The sequence below is a fragment of the Stenotrophomonas sp. 93052_Sma genome, from assembly GCF_056481145.1.
The window spans coordinates 364,884-390,000 of sequence record NZ_CM151134.1; the positions used below are offsets into that span (position 1 = coordinate 364,884).

Annotated in this window: 18 protein-coding genes and 5 pseudogenes (1 of these 23 running past the window's edge); 9 read left to right on the plus strand and 14 right to left on the minus strand. The window is 68.1% G+C overall.

What is annotated here, in order from left to right; translation table 11 throughout:
• Window positions 1-288: 288 nt before the first annotated feature.
• Together ACZK2V_RS01645 and ACZK2V_RS01650 are read left to right on the plus strand one after the other, a co-directional pair.
• Window positions 289-648: pseudogene (locus ACZK2V_RS01645) on the plus strand (IS110 family transposase); the annotation flags it as partial.
• Window positions 649-814: 166 nt separating this feature from the next.
• Window positions 815-1,249: a transposase gene (locus ACZK2V_RS01650; RefSeq protein ID WP_223276878.1), complete on the plus strand. Its 435-nt coding sequence runs from the start codon at window positions 815-817 to the stop codon at window positions 1,247-1,249.
• A gap of 78 nt (window positions 1,250-1,327) precedes the next feature.
• On the opposite strand, the pseudogene ACZK2V_RS01655 reads toward ACZK2V_RS01650, so the two are convergent.
• The 4 genes and pseudogenes from ACZK2V_RS01655 to ACZK2V_RS01670 form a co-directional block, all read right to left on the minus strand.
• Window positions 1,328-2,232, minus strand: a pseudogene (locus ACZK2V_RS01655) (SPOR domain-containing protein).
• Window positions 2,233-2,253: 21 nt separating this feature from the next.
• Entirely contained in the window at window positions 2,254-3,942 is a 1,689-nt protein-coding gene (gene argS, locus ACZK2V_RS01660; RefSeq protein ID WP_012478915.1) for an arginine--tRNA ligase, read from the minus strand.
• Window positions 3,943-4,056: 114 nt separating this feature from the next.
• Window positions 4,057-4,761, minus strand: a complete 705-nt coding sequence (gene radC, locus ACZK2V_RS01665; RefSeq protein WP_032130338.1) for a RadC family protein — start codon at window positions 4,759-4,761, stop codon at window positions 4,057-4,059.
• A gap of 70 nt (window positions 4,762-4,831) precedes the next feature.
• Entirely contained in the window at window positions 4,832-5,458 is a 627-nt protein-coding gene (locus ACZK2V_RS01670; RefSeq protein WP_049399051.1) for a response regulator, read from the minus strand.
• Window positions 5,459-5,686: 228 nt separating this feature from the next.
• On the opposite strand from ACZK2V_RS01670, the gene coaBC reads away from it, so the two are divergent.
• Genes coaBC through ACZK2V_RS01685 form a run of 3 tightly spaced genes read left to right on the plus strand, consistent with a single transcriptional unit; the run spans window position 5,687 to window position 9,777 of the window.
• Window positions 5,687-6,949, plus strand: coding sequence for a bifunctional phosphopantothenoylcysteine decarboxylase/phosphopantothenate--cysteine ligase CoaBC (gene coaBC / locus ACZK2V_RS01675; protein WP_049462167.1), 1,263 nt, complete (start codon window positions 5,687-5,689; stop codon window positions 6,947-6,949).
• Window positions 6,946-7,419 carry a dUTP diphosphatase gene (dut, locus tag ACZK2V_RS01680; RefSeq protein ID WP_049462166.1) on the plus strand — a complete coding sequence of 158 codons (474 nt, stop codon included), beginning with the start codon at window positions 6,946-6,948 and terminating at the stop codon, window positions 7,417-7,419. Before coaBC ends, dut begins: the two co-directional genes overlap by 4 nt.
• 12 nt (window positions 7,420-7,431) lie before the next feature.
• Window positions 7,432-9,777, plus strand: a complete 2,346-nt coding sequence (locus ACZK2V_RS01685) for a phosphomannomutase/phosphoglucomutase (RefSeq protein ID WP_049462165.1) — start codon at window positions 7,432-7,434, stop codon at window positions 9,775-9,777.
• A 95-nt stretch (window positions 9,778-9,872) separates the two neighbouring features.
• Here ACZK2V_RS01685 and ACZK2V_RS01690 read toward each other — a convergent pair whose 3' ends face one another.
• From ACZK2V_RS01690 to pyrE, 8 genes and pseudogenes are all read right to left on the minus strand, one after another.
• Window positions 9,873-10,586, minus strand: a complete 714-nt coding sequence (locus ACZK2V_RS01690; RefSeq protein ID WP_004153862.1) for a response regulator transcription factor — start codon at window positions 10,584-10,586, stop codon at window positions 9,873-9,875.
• Window positions 10,567-13,225: pseudogene (locus ACZK2V_RS01695) on the minus strand (ATP-binding protein). Before ACZK2V_RS01695 ends, ACZK2V_RS01690 begins: the two are co-directional and overlap by 20 nt.
• 51 nt (window positions 13,226-13,276) lie before the next feature.
• Window positions 13,277-13,925: pseudogene (gene kdpC, locus ACZK2V_RS01700) on the minus strand (potassium-transporting ATPase subunit KdpC).
• Window positions 13,922-15,979: a potassium-transporting ATPase subunit KdpB gene (gene kdpB / locus ACZK2V_RS01705; RefSeq protein ID WP_049462162.1), complete on the minus strand. Its 2,058-nt coding sequence runs from the start codon at window positions 15,977-15,979 to the stop codon at window positions 13,922-13,924. The pseudogene kdpC and the gene kdpB overlap by 4 nt, the downstream one beginning before the upstream one ends.
• A 10-nt stretch (window positions 15,980-15,989) precedes the next feature.
• Window positions 15,990-17,699, minus strand: a complete 1,710-nt coding sequence (gene kdpA / locus ACZK2V_RS01710) for a potassium-transporting ATPase subunit KdpA (RefSeq protein WP_049462161.1) — start codon at window positions 17,697-17,699, stop codon at window positions 15,990-15,992.
• Between the two features lie 12 nt (window positions 17,700-17,711).
• Window positions 17,712-17,804 carry a potassium-transporting ATPase subunit F gene (locus ACZK2V_RS01715; protein ID WP_005407770.1) on the minus strand — a complete coding sequence of 31 codons (93 nt, stop codon included), beginning with the start codon at window positions 17,802-17,804 and terminating at the stop codon, window positions 17,712-17,714.
• 174 nt (window positions 17,805-17,978) lie between these two features.
• Window positions 17,979-18,647 carry a hypothetical protein gene (locus ACZK2V_RS01720; protein ID WP_049462160.1) on the minus strand — a complete coding sequence of 223 codons (669 nt, stop codon included), beginning with the start codon at window positions 18,645-18,647 and terminating at the stop codon, window positions 17,979-17,981.
• Between the two features lie 19 nt (window positions 18,648-18,666).
• The gene (gene pyrE, locus ACZK2V_RS01725; protein WP_010486876.1) at window positions 18,667-19,326 is read right to left on the minus strand and encodes an orotate phosphoribosyltransferase; all 660 of its coding nucleotides are present in this window, start codon (window positions 19,324-19,326) and stop codon (window positions 18,667-18,669) included.
• A 162-nt stretch (window positions 19,327-19,488) separates the two neighbouring features.
• Between pyrE and ACZK2V_RS01730 the strand changes: the two genes are divergently transcribed.
• The 3 genes from ACZK2V_RS01730 (at window position 19,489) to ACZK2V_RS01740 (ending at window position 21,968) form a co-directional block, all read left to right on the plus strand.
• Entirely contained in the window at window positions 19,489-20,289 is an 801-nt protein-coding gene (locus tag ACZK2V_RS01730; RefSeq protein WP_032128444.1) for an exodeoxyribonuclease III, read from the plus strand.
• The gene (locus ACZK2V_RS01735; protein ID WP_049462159.1) at window positions 20,286-21,659 is read left to right on the plus strand and encodes a muropeptide MFS transporter; all 1,374 of its coding nucleotides are present in this window, start codon (window positions 20,286-20,288) and stop codon (window positions 21,657-21,659) included. The genes ACZK2V_RS01730 and ACZK2V_RS01735 overlap by 4 nt, the downstream gene beginning before the upstream one ends.
• A 78-nt stretch (window positions 21,660-21,737) precedes the next feature.
• Entirely contained in the window at window positions 21,738-21,968 is a 231-nt protein-coding gene (locus ACZK2V_RS01740) for a hypothetical protein (protein WP_005420465.1), read from the plus strand.
• Window positions 21,969-22,038: 70 nt separating this feature from the next.
• On the opposite strand, the gene ACZK2V_RS01745 is transcribed toward ACZK2V_RS01740, so the two are convergent.
• Both ACZK2V_RS01745 and ACZK2V_RS01750 read right to left on the minus strand, forming a co-directional pair.
• The gene (locus ACZK2V_RS01745; protein WP_486322907.1) at window positions 22,039-23,121 is read right to left on the minus strand and encodes an anhydro-N-acetylmuramic acid kinase; all 1,083 of its coding nucleotides are present in this window, start codon (window positions 23,119-23,121) and stop codon (window positions 22,039-22,041) included.
• Window positions 23,122-23,230: 109 nt separating this feature from the next.
• Window positions 23,231-24,701, minus strand: a pseudogene (locus ACZK2V_RS01750) (peptidoglycan DD-metalloendopeptidase family protein).
• A 167-nt stretch (window positions 24,702-24,868) separates the two neighbouring features.
• On the opposite strand from ACZK2V_RS01750, the gene tyrS reads away from it, so the two are divergent.
• Window positions 24,869-25,117: the beginning of a tyrosine--tRNA ligase gene (tyrS, locus tag ACZK2V_RS01755; protein ID WP_049462156.1), read on the plus strand. It continues 963 nt past the right edge of the window; 249 of the gene's 1,212 nt are visible here — the first part of the coding sequence; the start codon lies at window positions 24,869-24,871; its stop codon lies off the right edge, out of view.

The window sequence follows — 25,117 nt, forward strand, 5'->3', positions numbered from 1 at the left end:
ACTGCTCTTCGCCCTTTGTAGAGTCGAGCTTGCTCGACTGCTTTGAACGGCAGTCGAGCAAGCTTGTATGTTCCTCCCGGCTCCTACGCGGTATGTAGGAGCCAGGGTGGAGGGACCGTCAAGCATGCATCTGCGGATACTAGCCGACAGACGAGTCGAGCGATCCCCATCCCGCACACGAACGTCGATAAAGGATCGTACGGCCCCCAAAGGGGATCGTCGATGTAGGCAAGCTAACGTCGGTGCGGTACCACCCCAGCCCCTTAAAGATAGCTGGGAGCCGTACAAATGTCTGATTCTCTCGATATTGGCGTGGACGTGGACTCCAAGGAGTTCGTACCGGCAGTGGCCGACCGCAAGGCCGGCGACAGGATCGCCAACACCCGGGCCGGCATAGCCCAGTGGCTCAACACCTTGCCCCAGCGATGCCGGATTGGCATGGAGGCGACGGGGCGGTACTACGAGTTGTTGGCTCGGATGGCTGGCCAGGCAGGCCACGTTGTCTATGTGATCAATCCACGTCTGATCAAGCACTACGGCCGGGCGACGGGCTCGCGTGGCAAGACGGACGCCATGGACGCCGAAGCGATCGCCCGGTACGTGAAGAAGGAGAACGATCGCCTGCGTGAATACGTACCGCGTACCGATGAGCAGCAGCAGATGCACGATTTGCTGCGCAAGCGGCAGACGCTGGTAAAGACACGCGCGCCTGGAGCAATCCTTCGGGGTAAGCAAAAGTGCCCCCGGGGAGCTGTCAGATCTGTTCTGCGCTCTGGCTGGGACGCTGTCCGAGCTGGAAAGCGAACTGCAGCGCTTGGGTCGCGATGGAGAGCATGGCACGCTCTACAAGCGCCTGTTGACCATCCCTGGTATCGGCCCCGCCGTCGCCGCTCACCTGATTTACTACATGACGCGCTGGCCGTTGGCCAACGCCAACGCGTGGATCGCCTGCACCGGCCTGGATCCCCGGCCTAACGAGTCTGGCGGCAGAACGGGACGGCGTCGGCTGTCCAAACAGGGCGCGCCAGTGCTGCGCCAGATGCTCTACATGGCCGCCATGGGGCTCAAGCGGTGTCGTCGGGGGCAACCGCTCTACGACGAGCTGTCAAAACGCGGTCACCCCAGCACCGCCGTCTTCAACATCCTGGCCAGAAAGCTGGCCAGGATCGCCTGGGGTGTCTTCAAAAGCGGCCGGGACTTCGATCCGGCCATGCTGAAGGTGGGTCAAGCCTGCTTCCAGCAGGCTTGACCACGAACATAGGATCTCGACTCTACACAGACAAAAAAAAGCCGGGCTGTGCCCGGCTTTTCATTCACTTCGGCAGACTCACTGTGCCTTGATCGCCATCGCCTGCAGGCCGGTGCCATCCAGCTTCTGCTTGGCTTCAGACAGTTCACCTGCACTGCCATACGGCCCCATGCGCACGCGGTACACGGTCTTGCCGTTGATCTGCGCCGATTCCACGCGTGCCGCCAGGCCCATCATCGCCAGCTTGGCCTTGGTCGCTTCGGCATCGCCGGAGGCACCGAACGCACCCGCCTGCAGGATGTAGCGGGCATTGTCAGCGGCAGCCGGTGCCGCAGCGCCTGCGGTAGTGGCCGCGGTCGGCGCGGTTTCCGCACGCGCTGCCGGAGTGGCGGCGGCGGTGCTGGTCGACGCCGTCGGCGTGCTGGCCGGAGGCGTTGCCGCAGCCGGTCGTTCGCTCAGCGGTGCCGGCAGCGGACGGCTGGTGGCGGTCACCGGTGCGGTGCTGGCCACGCTGGCGGTTGCCGTCGGTGCGGGCGCGGTAGCCGCTGGCGGCGGAACCGGCTTGCCTTCCAGTGCCGCCTGCGCCGCTGCGCTTCGGCCTTGGCCCGGCGCTGGTCCTCGGCACGCGCGCTGGCGGCCAGTTCGGCGTCGGACATTTCAACTTCCTTGCCCGGCAGCAGGGTGTAGAAGTCGTACTGGGTGGCGGCCGGCTTTTCCGGTTCGGCCGGCTTCGGCGTGGCCGGCTGCGCGGCCGGCTGGGTGCCGACATCGCTGTCGGCATCAGCGACCGGGGCAGGCTGCGCGTTCGGGTTCGGCTGCGGACCGGCGCGAAGGAAGCCATCGCCTTCGCCCTTGAACAGGTTCGGCGCCGCCAGGAACACCACGGCCGCAATCGCCACGCCAGCGACCAGCCACACCCATCCGGGTGTGCCCTGGCTGCTGCTGTTGCGTCGTGCCTGGTTTTTGCCGCGTCGTGCTGCCATGTGTACTGCGTCTCCTGATGCTTACATTTTTTCCGGGGCGCTGACGCCCAGGAGTTCGAGGCCGTTGGCCAGCACCTGGCGCGCGGCGCAGGCCAGGGTCAGCTTGGCGTTGCGATCCGCAGCGTCTTCCACCAGTACCGGCGTCCCGTGATACCACGTGTGGAACGCGTGCGCCAATTCACGCAGGTACTGCGCCACCAGATGCGGTTCCAGCGCCACGCCGGCCGCCTCCACCACTTCCGGGTACCGCGAGATCTCGTTCATCAGCAGCAGCGAGGCGTCGTCGGCCAGGCGGCCGAGGTTGGCCAGGCCATTGCCCTGTTCGTACACCAGGCCCTTCTCCTGTGCCTGGCGCAGCAGGCTGCAGACGCGGGCGTGCGCGTACTGCACGTAGAAGACCGGGTTGTCGTTGCTCTGCTGGCGGGCCAGGTCGATGTCGAAGGTCAGCTGCGAATCGGGCTTGCGCGCGATCAGGAACCAACGGGTGGCATCGCGGCCGGCCTCCTCGATCAGGTCGCGCAGGGTGAAGTAGCTGCCGGCACGCTTGGACAGCTTCACTTCCTCGCCGCCACGCATGACGGTGACCATCTGGTGCAGCACGTACTCCGGCCAGCCCTGCGGGATGCCCACTTCCATCGCCTGCAGGCCGGCGCGCACGCGTGCCAGCGAACCATGGTGATCGGCGCCGAGCTCGGTGATCGCGCGCTCGTAGCCGCGCTGCCACTTGGACAGGTGGTAGGCCACGTCCGGCACGAAGTAGGTGAAGGTGCCGTCGGACTTGCGCATCACGCGGTCCTTGTCGTCACCGAAGTCGGTGCTGCGCAGCCACAGCGCGCCACCTTCTTCATAGGTATGACCCGAGGCCTGCAGCTTGGCGACCGCTTCGGCGACTTTGCCGTCGGCGTACAGCGAGCTTTCCAGGAAATAGATGTCGAAGTCGACGCCGAACGCGGCCAGGTCCAGATTCTGCTCGTTGCGCAGGTAGGCCACGGCGAAGCGACGGATCGCCTGCATGTCGTCCGGGTCCTTGGCGCCGACCACGGTGCTGCCTTCCAGATCGACGCTGGCGCCGGCCATGTAGGCGCGGGCGACGTCGGCGATGTATTCACCGCGGTAGCCGCCTTCCGGCCAGCCGTCCTGGTCCGGCGCGATGCCCTTGATCCGCGCCTGGGTGGACAGCGCCAGGTTCTCGATCTGCACGCCGGCGTCGTTGTAGTAGAACTCACGCTTGGCGTTCCAGCCGTTGGCGTCGAGCACACGCGCCACGCAGTCGCCGATCGCCGCCGCGCGGCCATGGCCGACATGCAGCGGGCCGGTCGGGTTGGCCGACACGTACTCCACGCCCACCGTGCGGCCATTGCCGGACAGGTTGCGGCCGTAGTCGTGGGCTTCCTTGATGACCGACGCGGCTTCACGCTGGTACGCGGCCGGCGCCAGGTGGAAATTGATGAAGCCGGGGCCGGCGATCTCGACCTTGCTGACGTCCTCGCTGCGCGGCAGTGCCTCGACCAGCGCCTGTGCCAGTGCGCGCGGATTGCTGCGCGCGGCCTTGGCCAGCAGCATCGCGGCATTGGTGGCGAAGTCGCCGTGGTCACGGGTCTTCGGGCGCTCGACCACGAAGTCCGGCGGCAGGGAGTCGGCGGGCAGGGTGCCATTGGCGCGCAAGGCTTCGATGCCTTGGCTGATCAGGGCGCGGAGGAGATTTTTCACGAGGCCTGCTGTGAGAATGAGCGGCGGAATCGCCCATTTTAGCGCAGATACCAGCGGCCACGCTGACCGAAACCTGCCTGTGGGGGCGACCGATGGCGCCCGGAGGGCGGGCGCTCAGCCGAACAGGCGGGGCTGGGGCGGCGACAGCAGGCCTCGTTCAGCAAACGAAACGGGGCGGCCCTCACCGACCACGAAGTGGTCCAGCAGGCGCACGTCCACCATCGCCAGTGCCTGCTGCAGTTCGTCGGTGATGCGGGTATCGGCGCTGGAGGGTTCCGGGTCGCCGGAAGGGTGGTTGTGGCTGAGGATCACCGCCGCCGCGTTGTGCAGCAGGGCGCGCCGCACCACTTCGCGGGGGTAGACCGGTGCGGCGTTGATGGTGCCGTGGAACAGCTCCTCGCAGGCGATCAGGCGGTGCCGGTTGTCCAGGAACAGGGCCATGAAGATCTCCCGGGCCTGCCCGCGCAGGCGGTGCTGCAGATAGCGGCCGACCGCGGCCGGGTTGTTGCCGACCGCTTCGCCGTGTTCCAGCTCGGCAGCCAGGTAGCGGTGGGCCAGTTCCAGCCCGGCAGCCAGCGTACAGCTGCGCGCCGGGCCGAGCCCGGGCAGGCGGGCCAGGTCACGCGCGGGGCGGTCCAGCAGCACCCGCAACGGGCCGTGCGCCTGCAGCAGGTCGCGCGCGGTCTGCACGGCATCGCGGCCACCGAACCCGGAGCCGAGAAACAGGGCCAGCAGTTCGGCGTCGGAAAGTGCCGTGGGCCCGCGCGCGATCAGCTTCTCGCGGGGGCGTTCCTGTTCGGGCCAGTCATGGATGGGCATGCCTGCATCATCGCCAGCCTGCGTGACGGCTCCCATCGGTGCATACCGCAGCACCGGGTCGGACGATGCCTCACCCGCGTCGGGTCTGCAGATAGTCGAACAGTTCCTGGTTGTTCTGCAGGCCCAGCTTGCGCTTGGCTTCGGCCTTCTGCCGGCTGATGGTCTTCGGGCTGCGCCCGCAGCGTTCGGCGACGGCATTCACGCTGAGCCCGGTCGCCAGCAGATCCAGCACTTCCTGTTCCCGCGCCGACAGCGGCGACGGTTCGCGTGGAAACAGCAGGTCGCGCGCCTGCAGGTGGTGGCGCAGCTGCTGGGAGACGAAGACCTGCCCGGCCAGTGCGGCGTTCAGTGCCTGCGGCAGTTCGGCGAAATCGGCGCATTTGTCGACCAGCCCACTGATGCCCTCGCGCAGCAGTCCGTCCAGCAGCCCGGGATGGCGGGCGCCGGTCAGCACCACCACCGGCAGCCTGGGGTGACGCACGCGCAGCGCGTCGATCAGCTCTGGACCGTCCGGGCCGTCACCCGGCATCGACAGGTCGGTCAGCACCGCATCGCAGTCGTGGTGGTCCACCAGCTCCAGCAGCTGGGCGCCGTCACGTGCACTGCCGACGATGTCCATCAGGTGGGTCTGCAGCACGATACGGATGCCATGCAGGACCACGGGATGGTCGTCGGCAATGATGATGCGTGGATGCACGAGGCTCCTCGAAGGTCGAACAGGCCACGGCAGACGGCAGCCAATGCCTGATTCTGCAAAAGCGCAGACCCGCAGAGGTATAGGAAAGGTCCGAAACCGATGCCCGGCTAACCCAGGGTCAGGCGCAGCGCGCTCCATCTACTGATAGCTGTCCGCTATGTGCACCCTGCACCGGGACATTACCGACCATCGGGTAAGCTAGCGCCCTCGTTTGCACAGGAATTCCAGGTGGCTGACTCCCCCAACGCTTCCCCCGCGCAGGCCCGCGCGCTGGAAGGTCAGAAACTGCTGTTGTGCGTCGGAGGCGGGATCGCGGCCTACAAGGCCCTGGAACTGGTGCGTCGCCTGCGCGACGCCGGTGCCCAGGTGCAGGTGGCGATGACCGCCGGTGCCCAGCAGTTCGTCACTCCGCTCAGTTTCCAGGCCCTGTCCGGGCAGCCCACCCGCACCACGCTGTGGGACAGCGCCGCCGAACAGGCCATGGGCCACATCGAGCTGGCGCGCTGGGCCGACCGCATCGTGGTTGCCCCGGGAACCGCCGATCTGCTGGCCCGGCTGGCCCAGGGCCACGCCGATGATCTGGTCAGCACCCTGTGCCTGGCCAGTACCGCGCCGCTGACGATCTGCCCGGCGATGAACCACCGCATGTGGCTGCATCCGGCCACCCAGGCCAACATCGCCCTGCTGCGCCAGCGCGGCGCGCAGGTGATCGGCCCGGTCGACGGTCCGCTGGCCGAAGGCGAATCCGGTCCCGGCCGTCTGGCCGAACCGGGCGACATCGTTGCCGCGCTGGCTGCCAATGGCGGTGCTGCAGCGGCGGTTGTCGCACCGGAAACCCGCGCGCTGCAGGGCCTTCGCCTGCTGATCAGCGCTGGCCCGACCTATGAAGACATCGATCCGGTGCGCTACGTCGGCAACCGCAGCAGCGGCAAGATGGGCTTTGCCCTGGCCGCGGCCGCCGCGACGATGGGCGCCCAGGTGGTGCTGGTCAGCGGCCCGGTACAGCTGCCGACGCCGCCCGGCGTGCAGCGCGTCGACGTGCGCTCGGCTGCGCAGATGCGCGATGCCGTGCTGAAGTCGCTGCCGGCCGACATCTATATTGGTGCCGCAGCGGTGTCCGACTACACACCGCGCCAGGTGGCCCAGCAGAAGCTGAAGAAGACCGCCGACAGCCAGTCGCTGGTGATCGAGCTGGTGCGCACGCCGGACATCCTTGCCGAAGTCGCCGCGCAGACCCAGTCGCTGAAGCTGGTGGTCGGCTTCGCCGCCGAGACCCACGACGTGGAGAAATACGCGCGTGGCAAGCTGGTCGACAAGCGCCTCGACCTGGTGATCGCCAACCAGGTCGGCATCAGCGGTGGCGGTTTCGAGAGCGACAACAATGCCGCCACGGCCTTCTGGCAGGACGGTGAACAGGTATTCCCGGCCACCTCCAAGCGTGAGCTGGCCGAACAACTGCTGGCGCTGATCGCGCGGAGACTCCAGGCATGACCCAGGCTTTCACTTCCCTACCGCTGCAGGTCAAGCTGCTCGACCCGCGTTTCGGCGACAGCTGGCCACTGCCGGCCTACGCAACCGAGGCCAGCGCCGGCATGGACCTGCGCGCGGCGCTGGATACCGCGCTGACCCTGCAGCCGGGCGACACCGCGCTGGTGCCCAGCGGCCTGGCCATCCACATCGCCGATCCGCACCTGTGCGCGGTGATCCTGCCGCGCTCGGGGCTGGGCCATCGCCACGGCATCGTGCTCGGCAACGGCACCGGCCTGATCGATGCCGATTACCAGGGCCCGCTGCTGATCAGCGTCTGGAACCGTGGCCGCGAGGCCTTCACCATCGAGCCGGGCGATCGCATCGCGCAGCTGGTGATCGTGCCGATTGCCCGCGTCAGCCTGCAGGTGGTGGATACTTTCACCGACAGCGTGCGGGGAACGGGTGGATTCGGCCATACCGGGGTGCGTTGACAGGGGACATCGATGAGCGGCATCGGGGAAGGACAGCGGGGACGGTCGTTGGGACGCAGTGCGCCACTACTGGGGGTGCTGCTGATCCTGCTGGCCGGCTGGTTCGGATGGAGCGCAGTGCAGCAATGGCGCCAGGAGGCCAACGGCCAGGCGCTGGAAGCTGCACGTGACCAGGCCGTGCAGGGCCTGCAGGAGGCCGCTGCCGGCCAGCTGAAGCAGCTGCAGCAGCAGCTGAAGAACGAGCGCGTGCAGCAGGCGCTGCAGGCCGGTGATGCCGCTGCGGCGGCACTCGCGGTCCGCGAGAGCTGGACCGGCGTCGAGCACGCCGAGGTACTGACGGCCGATCTGGCCAACGCCTACGCCGACCCGGCCGCCTTTGGCTATGCCCGATTGGCGCTGCTGGAAGCGGCATTGGCCGAAGGCAAGCCCAGCCTGCGCGTGGTCCGCGATGGCGGTGGCAATCGCCTGGGCCTGGCAGCGCCGGTTCAACTGGGCAGTCTCGGCCCGGCGGTGCTCTACGTGCGCCAGCCATTGCTGCGGCTGACCTCACCGCTGGACCAGGTGAGTGCGCCATCGGCCGGTTTCCTTGGCCTGCGCCAGGGCGCGCATGACCTCGTCGCCCAGGGCGATGCCGGCCTGGCCGAAAGCGCCGAGGCATTGGCGCGGCCGATTCCGGGGACGCCGTTGCGGCTGGTGGCCGCGGTACCCAATGTCGAACCTGGTCCGCTGGGCCTGGGTTCGCTGGCCAGCGCCATCGTTGCGCTGCTGCTGGCGTTCATCGCCGTGCTGCTGGTGGTGGGGCGCGGCCGCCTGCCGAAGTCGCTGCCGCTGCCGCGCCGGGCGACCGTGGCGGAAGCCGATCATGGCCCGACCCTGAGCGAGAGCCTGCAGATGGCGCCGCCGCCGGTGGCCGAGGCCAGCACAACTGAAAGTGCACCGCCGCCCCCGCCACCGGTTCCGGCCGAGGAACTGGCGGCCGGTATCTTCCGCGCCTACGACATCCGCGGCGTGGTTGGCAGTGAACTGACGCCGAAAACGGCGGCGCTGATCGGCCAGGCCATCGGCACCGTGGCCCTGGAGCAGGGCCTGCGTGAGGTGGTGATCGGCCGCGACGGCCGCCTGTCCGGCCCGGAACTGGCCGCAGGGTTGGCCGAGGGCCTGAGGCGCGCCGGTTGCGCGGTGATCGACATCGGCCTGGCACCGACCCCGGTCGTGTACTACGCCGCCTTCCATCTGCGTACCGGCACCTGCGTGGCGGTCACCGGCAGCCACAACCCGCCCGAGTACAACGGTTTCAAGGTGGTCATCGGCGGCGAGACGCTGTCCGGCGATGCCATCACCGATCTCTACCAGCGCATCATTGAAGGCCGGTTGGTACAGGCCGCCGAGCCGGGCGATTACCAGCAGCGCGATGTCAGCGCCGACTACATCCAGCGCATTGCCGACGACGTGCAGCTGGACCGCCCATTGAAGGTCGTGGCCGATGCCGGCAACGGCGTGGCCGGCGCGCTCGCGCCGCAGCTGCTGGAAGCGATCGGTGCGGAAGTCATCCCGCTGTACTGCGATGTCGACGGTACCTTCCCCAACCATCATCCCGACCCCAGCGAGCCGGCCAACCTGGAAGACCTGGTGCAGACGGTGAAGCGCTTCGGTGCCGATCTCGGCGTCGCCTTCGATGGCGACGGTGACCGCCTGGGCGTGGTCACCGGCGAAGGAAAGATCATCTATGCCGACCGCCTGCTGATGCTGTTCGCCGCCGACGTGCTGATGCGCAATCCGGGCGCGATGGTGATCTACGACGTGAAGTGCACCGGCAAGCTGTCCGACCACGTGCTGCGCAATGGTGGCAGCCCGCTGATGTGGAAGACCGGGCATTCGCTGATGAAGTCGAAGATGCGCGAGACCGATGCCGAGCTGGCTGGCGAGATGAGCGGCCACTTCTTCTTCAAGGAGCGCTGGTTCGGTTTCGACGATGGCCTGTATGCGACTGCGCGCCTGCTGGAGATCCTGGCCCAGCGCGAGGAGACTCCGGACGAGGTACTGGCAGAGCTGCCGGAGATGGTGGCCACGCCGGAGCTGAAGGTGCCGGTGGCCGAAGGCACGCCGCATGCGCTGGTGGCGATGCTGGTGGCGGCGGCGCAGTCGCCGGACAACCCGTATGTGGGCGGTCGGTTGTCGACCATCGACGGCCTGCGCGTGGACTTCCCCGATGGCTGGGGCCTGGTGCGCGCCTCCAACACCACGCCGGTGCTGGTGCTGCGTTTCGAAGGCAATGACGAGGCGGCACTGGAACGCATCCAGGCGCTGTTCCGCAGCCAGTTGCAACCGGTGCTGGGCGACACCCCGCTGGGGTTCTGATTGATCGGGATTGGATCGATCGGGTAGTGCCGGCCGCTGGCCGGCAACCACAGGATGGTTCTGGGGTTCAGGAGGTTGCCGGCCAGCGGCCGGCACTACCCCTTGAACCGCAAGCCCACGCCCGGTTCGGTGAACAGGTAGCGCGAATCCAGCGCTGAATCACCCAGCTTGTGCCGCAGCTTGCCGACCAGGATGCGCAGGTAATGGGTGTCGTGCTGGTGGGTCGGGCCCCAGATCTCCTGCAGGATCTGGGGCTGGGTCACCACCCGCCCGGCGTTGCGTAGCAGCAGCGACAGCAGCGCGTACTCCTTGCGGGTCAACGCTACCGGCTCGCCATCCAGCGCCACTTCACGGCGGACCAGGTCCACATGCAGGTGGCCGTCGTCGAATACCGGCGGCGTGCCATCACTGGGCACGCTGCGCGTGCGCAGCAGCGCCCGCACCCGCGCCATCAGCTCCTGCGTGCCGAACGGCTTGGTCACGTAGTCATTCGCGCCGGTATCCAGCGCACGCACCTTCTCCGCCTCGCCGGCACGCACGGTCAGCATGATCACCGGCACCTGGCTCCACTGCCGCAGTTGTTCCAGCACCTCGTGGCCTTCCATGTCCGGCAGGCCGATATCCAGGATCACCAGATCCATGTCCTCGCTGGCGGCCAGCTGCAGGCCTTCCTGGCCGGTGGCGGCCTGCCGCACCTGGTAGCCCTGCGCGCGCAGGCTGATGTCCAGGAACCGGCGGATCTGGGTTTCATCATCGATCACCAGCACGCGCGCGGCCGGCACGCTGGCATCAATCGGGGTCGGGCTCATCGTGGGAGGCTGGCTTGAGCAGGGGCAGGGTGATGCGGATCAGGGTACCGCGACCGTCGCGTCCGGGCAGCGCCTGCACGCTGCCGCCATGTGCGCCGATCATGCCCTGGCAGATGGTCAGGCCCAGGCCGGTGCCATGGCGGCCACGGTCACCGCGCTCCACGCTGTAGAACATGTCGAAGATGCGCGCACGCTCGTCGTCGGGAATGCCGGGGCCGGCATCGATCACGTCGATGCGCAGCTGGCCGTCCAGTTCGCGCGCCTGCACCTGCACGGCCGCATCCGGCGGTGAGAACTTGGCCGCGTTTTCCATCACGTTGAACACCGCCTGTTCGACCAGCGCCGGGTGTACCCAGATCGGCGCCAGCGTGGCCGGAATGTCCAGCTCCAGCCGCACCTTCGGCTGGTAGCGCTGCAGGCGCCGTGCGGCCGAGCCGATCAGTTCGTCCACGCCGATCCAGTCGCGGTTGATCTTCAATCCCTCGTGGCCGAGGCGGGTCATGTCCAGCAGGTTCTGGATGTAGCGGTCCAGCCGTTCGCCCTCGACCAGGATGGTGTCGAGCAGGGCACGGCGATCGGCCGTATCCATTGCCGCACCATAGCTGGCCAGGCTGTCGGCCGAGCCGATCATCGCCGCCAGTGGCGAGCGCAGGTCGTGCGACACCGAAGAGAGCAGCGCCGAGCGCAGTCGCTCGGTCTCGTTGCTGACGTGCGCCTGCTCCAGTTCGGCCACCAGCCGCGTGCGCAGCGCGGCCTGCGCGATGTCATCGACCATTGCTTCGGCCAGCTGCCGTTGTTCGGGCAGCAGGCGCGCCTGTGCGCCGGGCAGGTACAGGCCGGCCACGCCGATCGCGCGGTCCTCGCCATCCAGCAACGGCAGGAACCACCACTGCGCGCCGGCCAGGGTGTCGGTGAAGCGGCCACTGGGCTGGCCATGGCGCAGCGCCCAGTCGGCGGCGGCCAGGTCGGTGTCGCCGGGCTGGCTGCGGCCACCGGTTGCGGTATCGGCGCCGATCCGCAGCCACGCCGGCACGTCCATGGCCTGTTCCAGTGCATGCCGACCCGCCTGCGCCACCTCGCCGTTGCCGGCGGCACTGGCCAGTTGGCGGCCCAGCTGCTGGCGCGCACGCGCATGGCGATTGGCCGCGCGCAGCGCGATCACCTGCATGCGCAGGCGCGAGGCCAGGCGCCCGGCCACCAGTGCCGCGGCCAGGAACAGGAACACGGTGATCACGCCCTGGCGTGCACCGATGGCGAAGGTGAAGCGCGGCGCGATGAACAGGAAGTTGTAGGCGAGGAAGCACAGGATCGCCGCCATCACCGCCACGCTGGCGCGTGCGCGCAGCGACCAGCACCACCGCCACGATGAACACCATCGACAGATCGGCCATGCCCACCCAGCGTTCGGCCAGCCATGCCACCGCACAGGCCAACGCGGTGGCGATCAGTGCCTGCGCCGGTTCGTAGCTGATGCCGCGCACCGGCGGCAGCAGGCCCTCGCGGCGCGAGCGCGCACGTGCCTGCGGCGTGCTGATGATGGTGATCTCGTAATGCGCGCCGCGCTGGATCAGCTGCTGGGTCAACGTTCGGTTGAACATCCGCGCCAGCGGGCGCTCGCGGGTCCGCCCCAGCACCAGGGTGGACACGCCGTTGTGCGCGGCGTGGTCGAGCAGGGCGTCGGCGATGCTCGATCCGTGCAACAGCTCGGCGTCGCCGCCCAGCCGCCGTGCCAGGGCGAAGGCCGCATCGATCTCGCGCTGGGTCGCCTCGTCCTGGCGTCGTCCCTGCACGGTCACCACGGTCCATGGTGCGTCGCGGCGTTCGGCGATGCGTCGCGCCACGCGCACCAGGTATTCACTCTGGCCGCCGCCGTCGATCGCCACCAGCACGCCGCGGCGCAGCGGCAGGTTGCTCTCGCCACGGGCAGCGCGTGCCTCACGCAGGCTGCTGTCGACGCGATCGGCGGCCTCCTGCATTGCAAGTTCGCGCAGTGCGGTCAGGTTGGCCGGCGAGAAGAACGCCTGCAGCGCCTGCGCGGCCTGTTCGGGCACATAGACCTTGCCCTGCTGCAGGCGCGCGATCAGTTCGCGTGGCGGCAGGTCGACCAGCACGATGTCATGCAGGCGGTCGAGCACGCCGTCCGGCACGGTCTCGCTCACGCGTACGCCGGTGATCCGCATCACCACGTCGTTGAGGCTTTCCAGGTGCTGGATGTTGACCGTGGTCCAGACGTCGATGCCGGCGTCCAGCAGCTCCATCACATCCTGCCAGCGCCGCTCATGGCGGCTGCCCGGCGCATTGCGGTGGGCCAGTTCGTCCACCAGTACCAGCGCCGGATGCCGTGCGAGCACGGCATCCAGATCCATCTCCTGCAGGATGTGGCCGTGATAGGCCACTGCCTTCAGCGGCAGCTGTGGCAGGCCCTCCAGCAGCGCCTGGGTATCGGCGCGGCCGTGGGTTTCCACCAGGCCCACCACCAGGTCGACACCGCGGCGCAGCTGTTCCTGTGCGCGGGTCAGCATGGTGTAGGTCTTGCCCACGCCCGGCGCCGCACCGAGGAACACAGTCAGCTTGCCGCCGGCTTCGCGTTGCAGGCCTTCGACCAGGGCATCGGCCTGGCGGGTACGCGCATCAGTCATGGGTGCCGCTGTCATGGCCGCCATTGTGCGCGCAGCCGGTGCAGGTCGGTATCACGGTGCCTTGGCCGCGTGGTCCAGCGCGAAGTTCAGCGTCACCACGTTCACCCGCGGCTGGCCGAACAGGCCCCACTGGCGACCTTCGGTATGCGCCTGCACCAGCGCCTGCACGCGTTCCACCGGCAGGCCACGGGCACGTGCCACGCGTGCCACCTGCAGGCGCGCCGCCGCCGGCGACAGCTGCGGATCCAGGCCGCCGGCGGACTGGGTGACCAGGTCCGCTGGCACCTGCGCCGGGGCGACACCTTCGCGCGGCCACTGTAGCCGTGCTGGCGGCAACACGCTCGGCCAGGGCCGGGTTGCTGCGCGCCATGTTGGAACCGGCCGCGGCCATGGGGTCGTAGTTGGCTGCCGACGGACGTGCCTGGAAGTAGCCGTCACCGGTGAACGGCTGCGACAACCATGCCGAGCCGCGTACCTGGCCGTTGCCATCGCGCAGCAGGCTGCCCTCGGCCTGGGTCGGGTAGGCCAGGCCGGCAAAACCGGTGGCGATACCGGCGTAGACCGCACCGGCCAGCAGCAGGGTGGCCAGGCCCAGGCCGATCGCCGGGCGCCAGCTGGCGCCGTCCTGCAGGCTGGCCACGCGGGCCTCGGCCTTTTGTTCGCGCGGAAGGGAAGATGAAGTGGAAGCAGTACGGTTCATGCGCCGAATACCAGGACAAGAAGAAGGTCGATCGCCTTGATCGCTGCGAACGGCAGCAGCACGCCGCCGAGGCCGTACACCAGCATGTTCCGGCGCAGCAGTGCGGTTGCAGTGGCCGGGCGGAAGCGCACGCCACGCAGGGCGAGCGGGATCAGGGCGGGAATCACCAGAGCGTTGAAGATCAGCGCTGCCAGCACCGCGTTGCGCGGGCTCGACAGCTGCATCACGTTCAAGGCGGCCATGGTCGGAACGGCCGCGGCGAACAGCGCCGGCAGGATCGCGAAGTACTTGGAGACGTCGTTGGCCAGCGAGAAGGTGGTCAGCGCGCCGCGGGTGATCAGCTGCTGCTTGCCCACTTCCACCACCGCCAGCAGCTTGGCCGGGTCCGAATCGAGGTCGACCATGTTGCCGGCCTCCTTCGCCGCCTGCGTACCGGAGTTCATCGCCAGACCGATGTCGGCCTGCGCCAGCGCTGGCGCGTCATTGGTGCCATCGCCGACCATCGCCACCAGGCGGCCACCGGCCTGCTCCTGGCGGATGCGTGCCAGCTTGTCTTCCGGGCGCGCCTCGGCGATGTAGTCATCGACGCCGGCCTCGGCAGCGATCGCGGCGGCGGTCAGCGGGTTGTCGCCGGTGATCATCACCGTGCGGATGCCCATCGCCCGCAGCTGCGCGAACTTCTCGCGCATGCCGTGCTTGACCACGTCCGACAGCTCGATCACGCCCAGCACGTGGCGGCCCTCGGCCACCACCAGCGGGGTGGCACCGTTGCGTGCGACCTGTTCGACGCGACCGGCCAGTTCCGCCGGCACGTTGCCGCCCAGCGCCTGCACGTGGGTGCGGATCGCATCGGCGGCGCCCTTGCGGATCTGCCGCCCATGTTCCAGATCCACGCCGGACATGCGGGTCTGCGCACTGAACGCCAGGTACTCGGCGTGGTCCGGTTCGGCGGTGGCACAGCCCTGTTCGCGCGCCAGGCGCACGATCGATTTGCCTTCCGGGGTCGGGTCGGCCAGCGAGGACAGCAGTGCCGCCTCGCGCAGCTGGCTGGCGTCGATGCCGGCCAACGGATGGAAGTGGCTGGCCTGGCGGTCGCCGTAGGTGATGGTGCCGGTCTTGTCCAGCAGCAGCACGTCGACGTCGCCGGCCACTTCCACCGCCTTGCCCGACTTGGCCAGCACGTTGGCGGCCAGCGCACGGTTCATGCCGGCGATGCCGATGGCCGGCAGCAGGCCGCCGATGGTGGTCGGGATCAGGCACACCAGCAGCGCGATCAGCAGCAGCGGATCGACCTTGACGCCGACGGCGGCACCAATGGCCGGCAACGTGGCCACCACCACCAGGAAGGTCAGCGTCATCGCCGCCAGCAGCAGGGTCAGCGCGATCTCGTTCGGGGTCTTCTGGCGGTTGGCGCCTTCCACCAGCGCGATCATCCGGTCCAGGAAGCTGTGGCCCGGCTCGGCGGTCACCCGCACGATGATCTGGTCGGACAGCACCTTGGTGCCACCGATCACACCGGAACGGTCGGTACCGGCCTCGCGCAGCACCGGTGCCGATTCGCCGGTCACCGCCGCTTCGTTGATGGTGGCCAGGCCCTGCACGATCTCGCCATCGGCCGGCACCAGTTCACCGGCGCTGACGATCACATGGTCGCCCGGGCGCAGTTCGGCGGCCGGCACCTGGGTTTCGGCGGCGCCCGGCTGCGGCGCCGCCAGCCGGCGTGCCACCAGGTCCTGGCGGGCACGCCGCAGCGAGGCGGCCTGGCCACGGCCACGCGCTTCGGCCACCGCTTCGGCGAAGTTGCCGAACAGCACGGTCACCAGCAGGATCACGGTCACTGCCAGGCCGAAGCCCAGCGGCGCATTGCCGGTCAGAGTGACGATCGCGGCGACGATTGTGCCGGCCATCACCACCGCCATCACCGGGCTGCGCACCAGATGCATCGGCGACAGCTTGCGCACCGCTTCGACCAGCGCACGGCGCAGGCCGGCGCCATCCAGCAGGGCAGGGCGCGCTGCATGGGTATTACGGGTTGAGCTTGCTTGGGTACTCATCAGGGTGTCCTTAGTGCAGTCCCAGGCTCAGGTGGTCGGCGATCGGGCCGAGTACCAGCGCCGGCATGAACTGCAGCACGGTCAGGATGACGATCACCGAGACCAGGGTCAGGGCGAAGGTCGGGGTTTCGATCTGCAGGCTGCCGGCAGACTCCGGGGCCTGGCGCTTGGCAGCCAGCTGTGCGGCCACCACCAGCGGAATGATCAGCAGCGGGAAGCGGCCCAGCAGCAGTACCAGCGAGCAGCTCAGGTTCCACCACAGCGTGGCGTCACCCAGCCCTTCGAAGCCCGAGCCGTTGTTGGCGTAGGCCGAGACGTACTCGTAGAAGACCTGGCTGATGCCATGGAAGCCGGGGTTGGAGGTGCCCGCCAGGCCGGGTACGGCCAGGGTGATCGCAGTGAACACCAGCAGGGTGATCGGCTGCAGCAGCACCAGCAGGGCCAGCAGGCGCACCTGTGGCGTCTCCAGCTTGCGGCCGAACAGTTCCGGCGTGCGCCCGGTCATCAACCCGGCCAGGAACACACCCAGCAGCAGGTACACGATGAACTGCTGCAGGCCACAGCCGATGCCGCCCCAGATCGCGCTGACCAGCATGTTGACCATCGCGATGCCGCCACTCAGCGGTGCCAGCGAATCGTGCATGCCGTTCACCGAGCCGTTGGAGACCTGGGTGGTCACCGCCGCCCACAGCGCGGTGCCATCGGCGCCGAAGCGCACTTCCTTGCCTTCCATCAGCAGCGGCGTGGCGGCGCTGGCGCTATGTCCTTCGCTCCACATCATCGCGCCGGTGGAAAGCAGCGACATGCCCAGCATGCAGCTGAACACCAGGGCGCCGAAGCGACGTCGGCCGGTGAACGCACCGATCATGAAGATCACCGCCATCGGCACCAGCAGGATGCCGACGATTTCCAGCGCATTCGACAGCGGGGTCGGGTTCTCCAGCGGGAAGCTGCTGTTCGGCCCGTACCAGCCGCCACCGTTGGCGCCCAGCTGCTTGGCTGCGACCATCGCCGCGACCGGGCCCAGCGGCAGCTTCTGTTCGGCCATGCCGGCGCTGGCGTCGATCGGCGTGGCCTGCGGCCCACCGGTCATCGTCGACGGCACGCCCTGGCTGGTCAGCACCAGCGTCCACACCAGGCACAGCGGCAGCAGGAAGCGCACGCACAGGCGCACCACGTCCACGTAGTAGTTGCCCACCGCCACCTGGCGGTCATCGCCGGTACCCGTCGCCACCGCAGCCTGCGGCGCACGCGAGAACAACGCCCGCAGCGTCGCCACTGCCAGCGCCAGGCCCATCATCGGCGTCACCACCTGCAGGCCGGTGATGCCGGTCATCTGCGAGAGATAGGACAGCTGCGCCTGGCCAGAATAGTGCTGCTGGTTGGTGTTGGTCAGGAACGAGATCATCGTGTGCAGCGCGGTGTCCCAGCGCATGTTCGGGATCTGGTCCGGATTCAGCGGCAGCCAGGCCTGGGTCATGAACACCGCCTGGGTCAGTACCGCGACCACCACGTTGCTCAGCACGAAGGCCAGCACGTAGCCGCGCCAGGACATCGAGCGCGACGGATCGACCCCGAACACCCTGTACAGCGGCTTCTCGATCCAGTGGAACAGCACGTCGACCTTCATCGGAGTGCCACGCATCACGCGGGCCAGGTACAGGCCCAGCGGCCACGCCAGCAGCAGGCTGGCGGCAATAATCACAAGCATCTCAGTCATGGCCGGCTCCGCTCAGAACGACTCGGGCCGCAGCACGACATAAAGGAGATAGGCGGCGGCGACCAGCACCAGCACGCCACACAACAACGACAGCCAGGGGGACATTGCAATAGCGTCCTGGTGGAACCCCTCCACCTCAGGCCGTCATCGTCGTCCTGCCGCCCATAAACGCACTACGCGCCGGACCGGGCCGACGCGTAAAGAGTGCATAAATTCCGTGGTCCAATCCGTAACCAGGCCCTGGGTAGCGCCGGGCCATGCCCGGCGGCGGGAGCGTGGTCAGCCCGCCGGAGCCTGGCTCGCCGACACCAGCCCCTTCAGCTCGCGATAGCGCTGCAGGGTGCTGTCGATCTCGGCCTTCAACGCCTGCTGCTGCTGCAGGAACCCGGCTTGCAGCCGTTGCTGCGACTGCAGTTGCACGTGCCGCTGGCGGATCGCCTCGGCCTGCTTGTCGGCCACCTTGCCACCGACCAGTTCGCGGTCACCTGCGGCCGCCAGCAGCGCCACCAGCGACTCACGCAGGCTGGTGACGTTGTACTCGGCGGTCTTCAGGTTGTTGTCCAGCACTTCCTGGCGCTCGGCGAACACCCGGCGCAGGTCGTCCTCGCTGCCATAGGTGGTCAGCATCGCCTGCTCGGTGCGCTGGCGGGTCTGCGCGGCCATCAGGTCCAGCTGCTGCTGCGCCGCCTCCGTGCTGGCGGCGGCGCGCTCTTCGTCGGTCAACGCGCGCTGGACCTGCGCATTGCGCAGGCCGCTCCTCGCGTTGAACTCCTCGCGGGCATGGTTGACCGCGTCGGCCGGCAGCGAATCACTGCAGATCCGCTCCTTGCCCTCGTTCCAGCAGTACAGCTTCTTTTCCGTCTTGCCGCTGTCGCGCGACTGCGCCGGTACGGTGAACGGCACGGCCAGCAGCAGGCCGGCAAAGAGCACAGCAGGAACTCGGGACATGACCTTTCCCCTGGGTCGGTCAGCGGATCGAACGGACGCCGTACTGGGCCCGGTAGGCTTCCAGCGGCTGCCGGTAACCCACAAGTTCCGGGTTGCCGGAGGCGAAATCAAGCAGGTCGGCCAGCGACGCCACGGCGATCACCGGAATGCCGGCCTCTTCGGCCACCGACTGTGCCGCCGAACGGCGATCGGTTTCCGAAGCGATCTCCTGGCGGTCCAGTGCCACCACGATGCCGGCCGGGGTGCCACCGGCGGCGCGGATGATGCCCAGCGCTTCGCGGATCGCGGTACCCGCAGTGATCACGTCGTCGACGATCAGCACGCGCTTGCCGTTCATGTCGGCGCCGATCAGCTGGCCGCCTTCACCGTGGTCCTTGGCTTCCTTGCGGTTGAACGACAGCGGCAGGTCACGGCCACGCTGGGCCAGCTCGCAGGCCATCGCGGTGGCCAGCGGAATGCCCTTGTAGGCGGGGCCGAACACCACGTCGTACTTGATCCCGGTGGCATCGATGGCATCGGCGTAGCAGGCGCCGAGCTGCGACAGCAGCGAACCGGAGTCGAAACGACCGGCGTTGAAGAAATAGGGGCTCAGCCGGCCGGACTTGAGGGTGAACTGGCCGAAGCGCAGGGCGTCGGCGGTCAGGGCCAGCTGCAGGAAACGGTGGCGGTGGTCGCTCATCAAAACTCGATTCATCTTCATTTGGAGCACAAATCCTAATCCAGCTGGGCGTTTCGCGCTCGTCCGGGGCCCTGTGAAGGGTGTCGCGGCCCGGCCTGGCGGACTGCGCAGCCCCGCAGGCAACCGGTATGCTTGCCCGGTTTCCCGCCGCAGGTCCCCCGCATGCGCATCATCAGTTTCAACGCCAATGGCATCCGCTCCGCCGCAACCAAGGGCTTCCTCGACTGGTTCCGGTCCCAGGACGCCGACGTCCTGTGCATCCAGGAGACCAAGGCCCAGGAAGACCAGCTGACCGACCCGATGTTCCGCCCGGACGGCCACCACTGCTTCTACCGCGACGCCATCACCAAGAAGGGCTACAGCGGCGTGGCGATCTACAGCAAGCGCGAGCCGGACCAGGTGATCACCTCGCTCGGCTGGGCCCCGTTCGACGACGAAGGCCGCTACATCGAGGCGCGCTACGGCAACCTCAGCGTGGTCTCCTTCTATATCCCGTCGGGCAGCTCGGGCGACCTGCGCCAGGGCTTCAAGTTCGAAGTGATGGAATGGCTGCGGCCGATCCTCGAGGAATGGGCGCGCAGCGGCCGCGACTACGTGCTGTGCGGCGACTGGAACATCGTGCGTTCGGCGCTGGACATCAAGAACTGGAAGTCCAACCAGAAGAACTCCGGCTGCCTGCCGGAAGAGCGCGACTGGCTCAATGCCCTGTGCGCCGACCATGGCCAGGCCACCGATGTCGCCGCCGGCCGTGGCTGGGCTGACGCCTACCGCCTGCTCAACCCCACCGGCGAGGACTACACCTGGTGGAGCAACCGCGGCGCTGCCCGCGCCAACAACGTCGGTTGGCGCATCGACTACCAGTTCATCACCCCGGGCCTGCGTGACCGCCTGCGCAGCTGCTCGATCTACCGCGACGAGCGCTTCTCCGACCACGCGCCGTTCATCGTGGACTACGACCTGTGACCGAGGCTGCCAAGCCGCGTCGGCCGTGGCAGCAGGTGGTGTCCAACCTGAGCCAGCGCAAGGTGCTGGCGATGCTGCTGCTCGGCTTCAGTTCCGGCCTGCCGATCTATCTGGTGGGCAACACGCTCGGCTTCTGGATGCGCAAGGAAGGCATCGAGCTGAGCACGATCGGTTTCCTGTCATGGGTCGGGCTGGCCTACACCATGAAGTTCCTGTGGGCGCCGATCGTCGATAAGACCGACGTGCCTCTGTTCGGTCGCTTTGGCCGCCGCCGTGGCTGGATGCTGCTGTCGCAGCTGGTCGTGGTGGTGGGCCTGGTCGGCATGGCGCTGGTCCAGCCCAAGGGGGGCCAGATCCAGTTCCTGGGTATCGCCTGGCAGCACATCGTCGTGTTCGGCGTGATGGCCGTGATCGTGGCGTTTGCTTCGGCCACCCAGGACATCGTCATCGATGCCTGGCGCATTGAAAGTGCTGACAACAGCGAGCAGCTGGGCCTGCTGACCTCATCCTCGGCGCTGGGCTATCGCACCGCATTGCTGGTCACCGATGCGCTGATCCTGATCATCGCGGCCCGTGTCGGCTGGCAGGTCTCGTACGAGATCATGGCCGTCCTCATGGCGCTTGGCGTGGTGGCCGTGATCATGGCCCGTGAGCCCGCGCGGGAAGTGGCTGCCGTGCAGGCTCAGGCGACCTCGCTGTGGACGCCGCGGGGCCTGTTCGACGCCGTGGCGGGGCCGTTCATCGCCTTCGTCCGCGAGCATCGTAGTGGTGCGATCCTGATCCTGGTGGCCATCAGCGTCTATCGCATGGCCGACTTCGTCATGGGGCCGATGGCCAACCCGTTCTACGTCGATCTCGGCCTGGACGAGGACACCGTTGGCGCTGTACGTGGCTCGGTGGGCCTGGTCGCGACCTTCGTCGGCATTGCTGCGGCGGGCCTGGTCTCGGTTCGCTGGGGAGTGCTGGCGGCGCTGATGGTGGGCGCCGTGCTGGGTCCGGCCTCCAACCTGGCGTTTGCCTGGCTGGCCTATTCGGGCCCGGACACCACCCATTTCGCGGTGGCCATGGCAATCGACAACTTCGCCAGCGGTTTCGCCGGTACGGCGCTGATCGCCTATATGTCGAGCCTGACCAGCATCGGATACACCGCAACCCAGTACGCGCTGCTGAGTTCGTTCTACGCGATGCCCGGCAAGGCGCTCAAGGGGCTCTCGGGGTGGTCGGTACAGACGCTCGCGCAGGGCCGGACGCTGCTGGAAGGCTACGCGCTGTTCTTCGTCGGTACCGCGCTGGTGGCGATCCCGGTGGTGATCCTCTGCGCTCTGTTGATCGTGCAGCAGCGCCGTCGCCAGGCCGCAAGCGCCGCCTGATTGCCTGCCCGCCCGGTCTGCGGGATCATCGCCCCCGACGCGCCGAGGGGGCGGTGCCTTGCGAACGGGGAAGTGAGCATGGCCGACGTTGTGCTGCGGGACCTGGACCCGCTGCTGCTGGAACGTATCCGACGTGTCGCGGTTGCCCGCGGCTGGACCCACGAACAGACCTGCGCCGCTTTGCTGGAGCAGGGCCTGTTCAGCAGTGAACTGGAGGTCCGCTCCGGCTTCGGCGATCCCGAAGTGGACGCGCTCTCCGACGCCATCGCCGCCCTGCAGGCCCTGCCCGCAGGGCAGGGCTTCGATTAGTGCCCATGTAGCGTCGAGCCACGCTCGACCGCCGTTCCCGGTAGATCCACGCCATGCGTGGATGATCACCTCACGCCAGGTGGATCGCCCCCAGGATCCGCGGCCCCGTCGCCCCGGTCACGCTCGGCAGGTTGCCGGCCAGCCCGTCCATCGTCCGCTGCGCCAGCCAGGCGAAGCCCATCGCTTCCACGTACTCCGGGTCCAGCCCATGCACCGCGCTGCACTCCACCTGCACCCCCGGCAGCCGTGCAGCCAGCCGCTTCATCAGGTGCCGGTTGCGCACCCCGCCGCCGCAGACCAGCAGGCGCCGGGTCTGCGGCTGCTGCGCCAGCAGCGCATCGGCCACCGTTGCCACGGTCAGCTCCAGCAGGGTGGCCTGCACATCGGCGGCAGCGTACTGGCCTTCGCCCATGTGGGCCTCGGCCCAAGCCAGGTGGAACTGTTCGCGGCCGGTGCTCTTCGGCGGCGGCAGCGCGAACCACGGCTCCGAACGCCAACCCGCCAGCAGGCTCTCGTCCACCGCGCCACTGGCGGCATACGCGCCGTCGGCATCAAAGGTGCGGCCGGTGTGGCGCTGGCACCAGGCATCCATCAGCGCGTTGGCCGGGCCGGTATCGAAGCCACGCACCGCGCCTTCGCGTGGGATCAGGGTCAGGTTGGCGATCCCGCCCAGGTTGAGCACGGCACGGTCTTCATCAGCCGTGCCCAGCATGCCGAGGTGGAAGGCCGGCATCAGCGGCGCACCATGGCCTCCGGCTGCCACGTCGCGGCGGCGGAAATCACACACCGTGGTGATCCCGGTCAGCTCGGCGATGCGGTTGCCGTCGCCCAGCTGTACGGTGAAGGCCGGATTGGCCAGCGGACGATGGCGCACGGTCTGGCCGTGCGAGCCGATCGCGCGGACCTGGCTGCGGTCCACACCGGCCTCGGCCAGCAGTTGATTGGCGGCTTCAGCGAAGCTGATCGCGATCCGCGCGTCCAGTTCGCCCAGCTCCTCCAGCGAGTCCAGCGGGCCCCCTTCGCCCAGTGCCACCAGCCGCGCCCGCAGCACCGGCTCCCAGCGGGCGGTCAGCCCATGCACGAAGCGGCAGCCACCAATGGCGGGGAACTGCACCAGCGCGGCATCGATGCCATCGGCGCTGGTGCCCGACATCAGGCCAAGGTACAGGGGGCGTCAGCGTCGGCAGTCGTGTTCATGGCAGGCATAAAAAAAGGACGCGGCAAGCTTGGGCTGCCGCGTCCTTCTTCGTCAACGCAGGGGCTCAGCCGCGCTTGCGGCCGGTTGCCTGCTTGTCCTTGGCGCTGGCCACCTCGGGGGCGGCCTCGTCGCGGCTGGTCGGTGCCGGGCTGGCGTCGGCGTAGATCAGCTTCTCCATGCCCTGGATGCGCGCCATCGCCGGTGCGGTCTGCGCGCGGAAGGCGACCAGCTCGGCGCCCTTCAGCGGCTCCGGCGGCGGCATGGTCACGGTCAGCGGGTTGCGGTGCTCGCCGTTGACGCGGAATTCGTAGTGCAGGTGCGGGCCGGTCGCCAGGCCGGTCGAGCCGACATAGCCGATCACCGTGCCCTGGGCCACGCGCTGGCCGGTCTTGATGTTCGCAAAGCGCGACATGTGGCCGTACAGGGTGGTGTGGCCGCGGCCGTGGTCGAGGATCACCACGTTGCCGTAGCCGCGCTGCACCCCGGCGAACTGCACGCGGGCGTCGCCGGCGGCCATGATCGGGGTACCGGTGCGCGCGGCGTAGTCCACGCCCTTGTGCATGCGCATCTTGCCCAGCACCGGGTGCTTGCGCGCCAAAGGTCGAGCTCAGCCGCGCGAACGGGATCGGCATGCGGATGAAGCTCTTCTTCAGCGAACGGCCGTTGATGTCGTAGTACTCGGACTTGCCGTTGCGGTCGAAGCGGAAGCCGGAATAGGTCTTGCCACCGGTGGTGAAGGTCGCCGCCAGGATCTTGCTGGTGTCCACCTTCTCGCCTTCGCGCCAGGTTTCATCCATCACCACGCTGAAGCGGTCGCCCGGCTGCAGGTCCTTCGAGAAGTCGATGTCATACTTGAAGATGTCGTCGGTCATCGTCGCGATCGCCGACGGCGACAGCCCGGCGCGCCGGGCCGCGGCATACAGCGAGCTGGTGATCTCGCCGCTGGTGACCACCGTGCGCGTGGAGGTCTCGCGTTTGGTCACCTTCTCCTTGATGTCATCGCCGGCCAGGCTCAGTTCCACCCGGTTGTCGGCATCGCGATCGAAGCGGATGCTGCGCAGGTCACCGGACAGCGGCATGTCGAAGGCGATCTCGGCACCCGGGCGCAGCTTGGTCAGCGCCTCACGCGCACCTGGGTGGTCCAGTACCCGGTGCAGGGTGGTGGCCGGAATGCCGGCCTTGTCGAACAGGTCGCTCAGGGTCTGGCCGCGCTGCACCCGCAGCACCTGCCAGCTGTCTCCGGGCACCTGCTGCTGGCGGGCCATGGTCAGCGGCGGCAACGGCAGCGCCAGGCTGGTGTGGCTGTCGGCGAAGGGCGCGTCGATGGTGTGCGAGAAGCCGGGGACGATGGTCGCCACCAGGGCGCCGATGGTCGCGAACAGGCTGGCATGCATCCAATGACGGCGGGTCCAGCGCTCATTGAAGGCGGCGGGAAGATGTTGCCTGAGCTTCCGATGCAGGGCGTTGTCGTGCAGGACGTGGAGGCGTTCCTGGAAGCGCTGCTTGCGTGCGCGCCCTTGTTCGGAATTGTGCATCGGCGGTTTTTTCCTGGCAGCCCGGGAGCGCGGGCCTGATCGCCGGTTACCATAGACACCTGAGAAAACCGCGTCAAACCCTTGTGCCCATTGGCTTTTGTGAAGCCAATCGGGTTAACTTTGCTTTAACACCCCACACAAGAATCGGCGTTGCCGGGAGTAGTCACGTGTCCTCGATTGAAGAAGCCCTTGCCCTGATCGGCCGTGGTGCCGACGAGATCCTCAAGCTCGAGGATCTGCGTGCGCGCCTGCAGGAAGGCCGTCCGCTGCGGATCAAGGCCGGCTTCGACCCCACCGCACCGGACCTGCACCTGGGCCATACGGTGCTGCTGAACAAGATGCGCCAGTTCCAGGACCTCGGCCACCAGGTCATTTTCCTGATCGGCGACTTCACCGGCATGATCGGCGACCCGTCA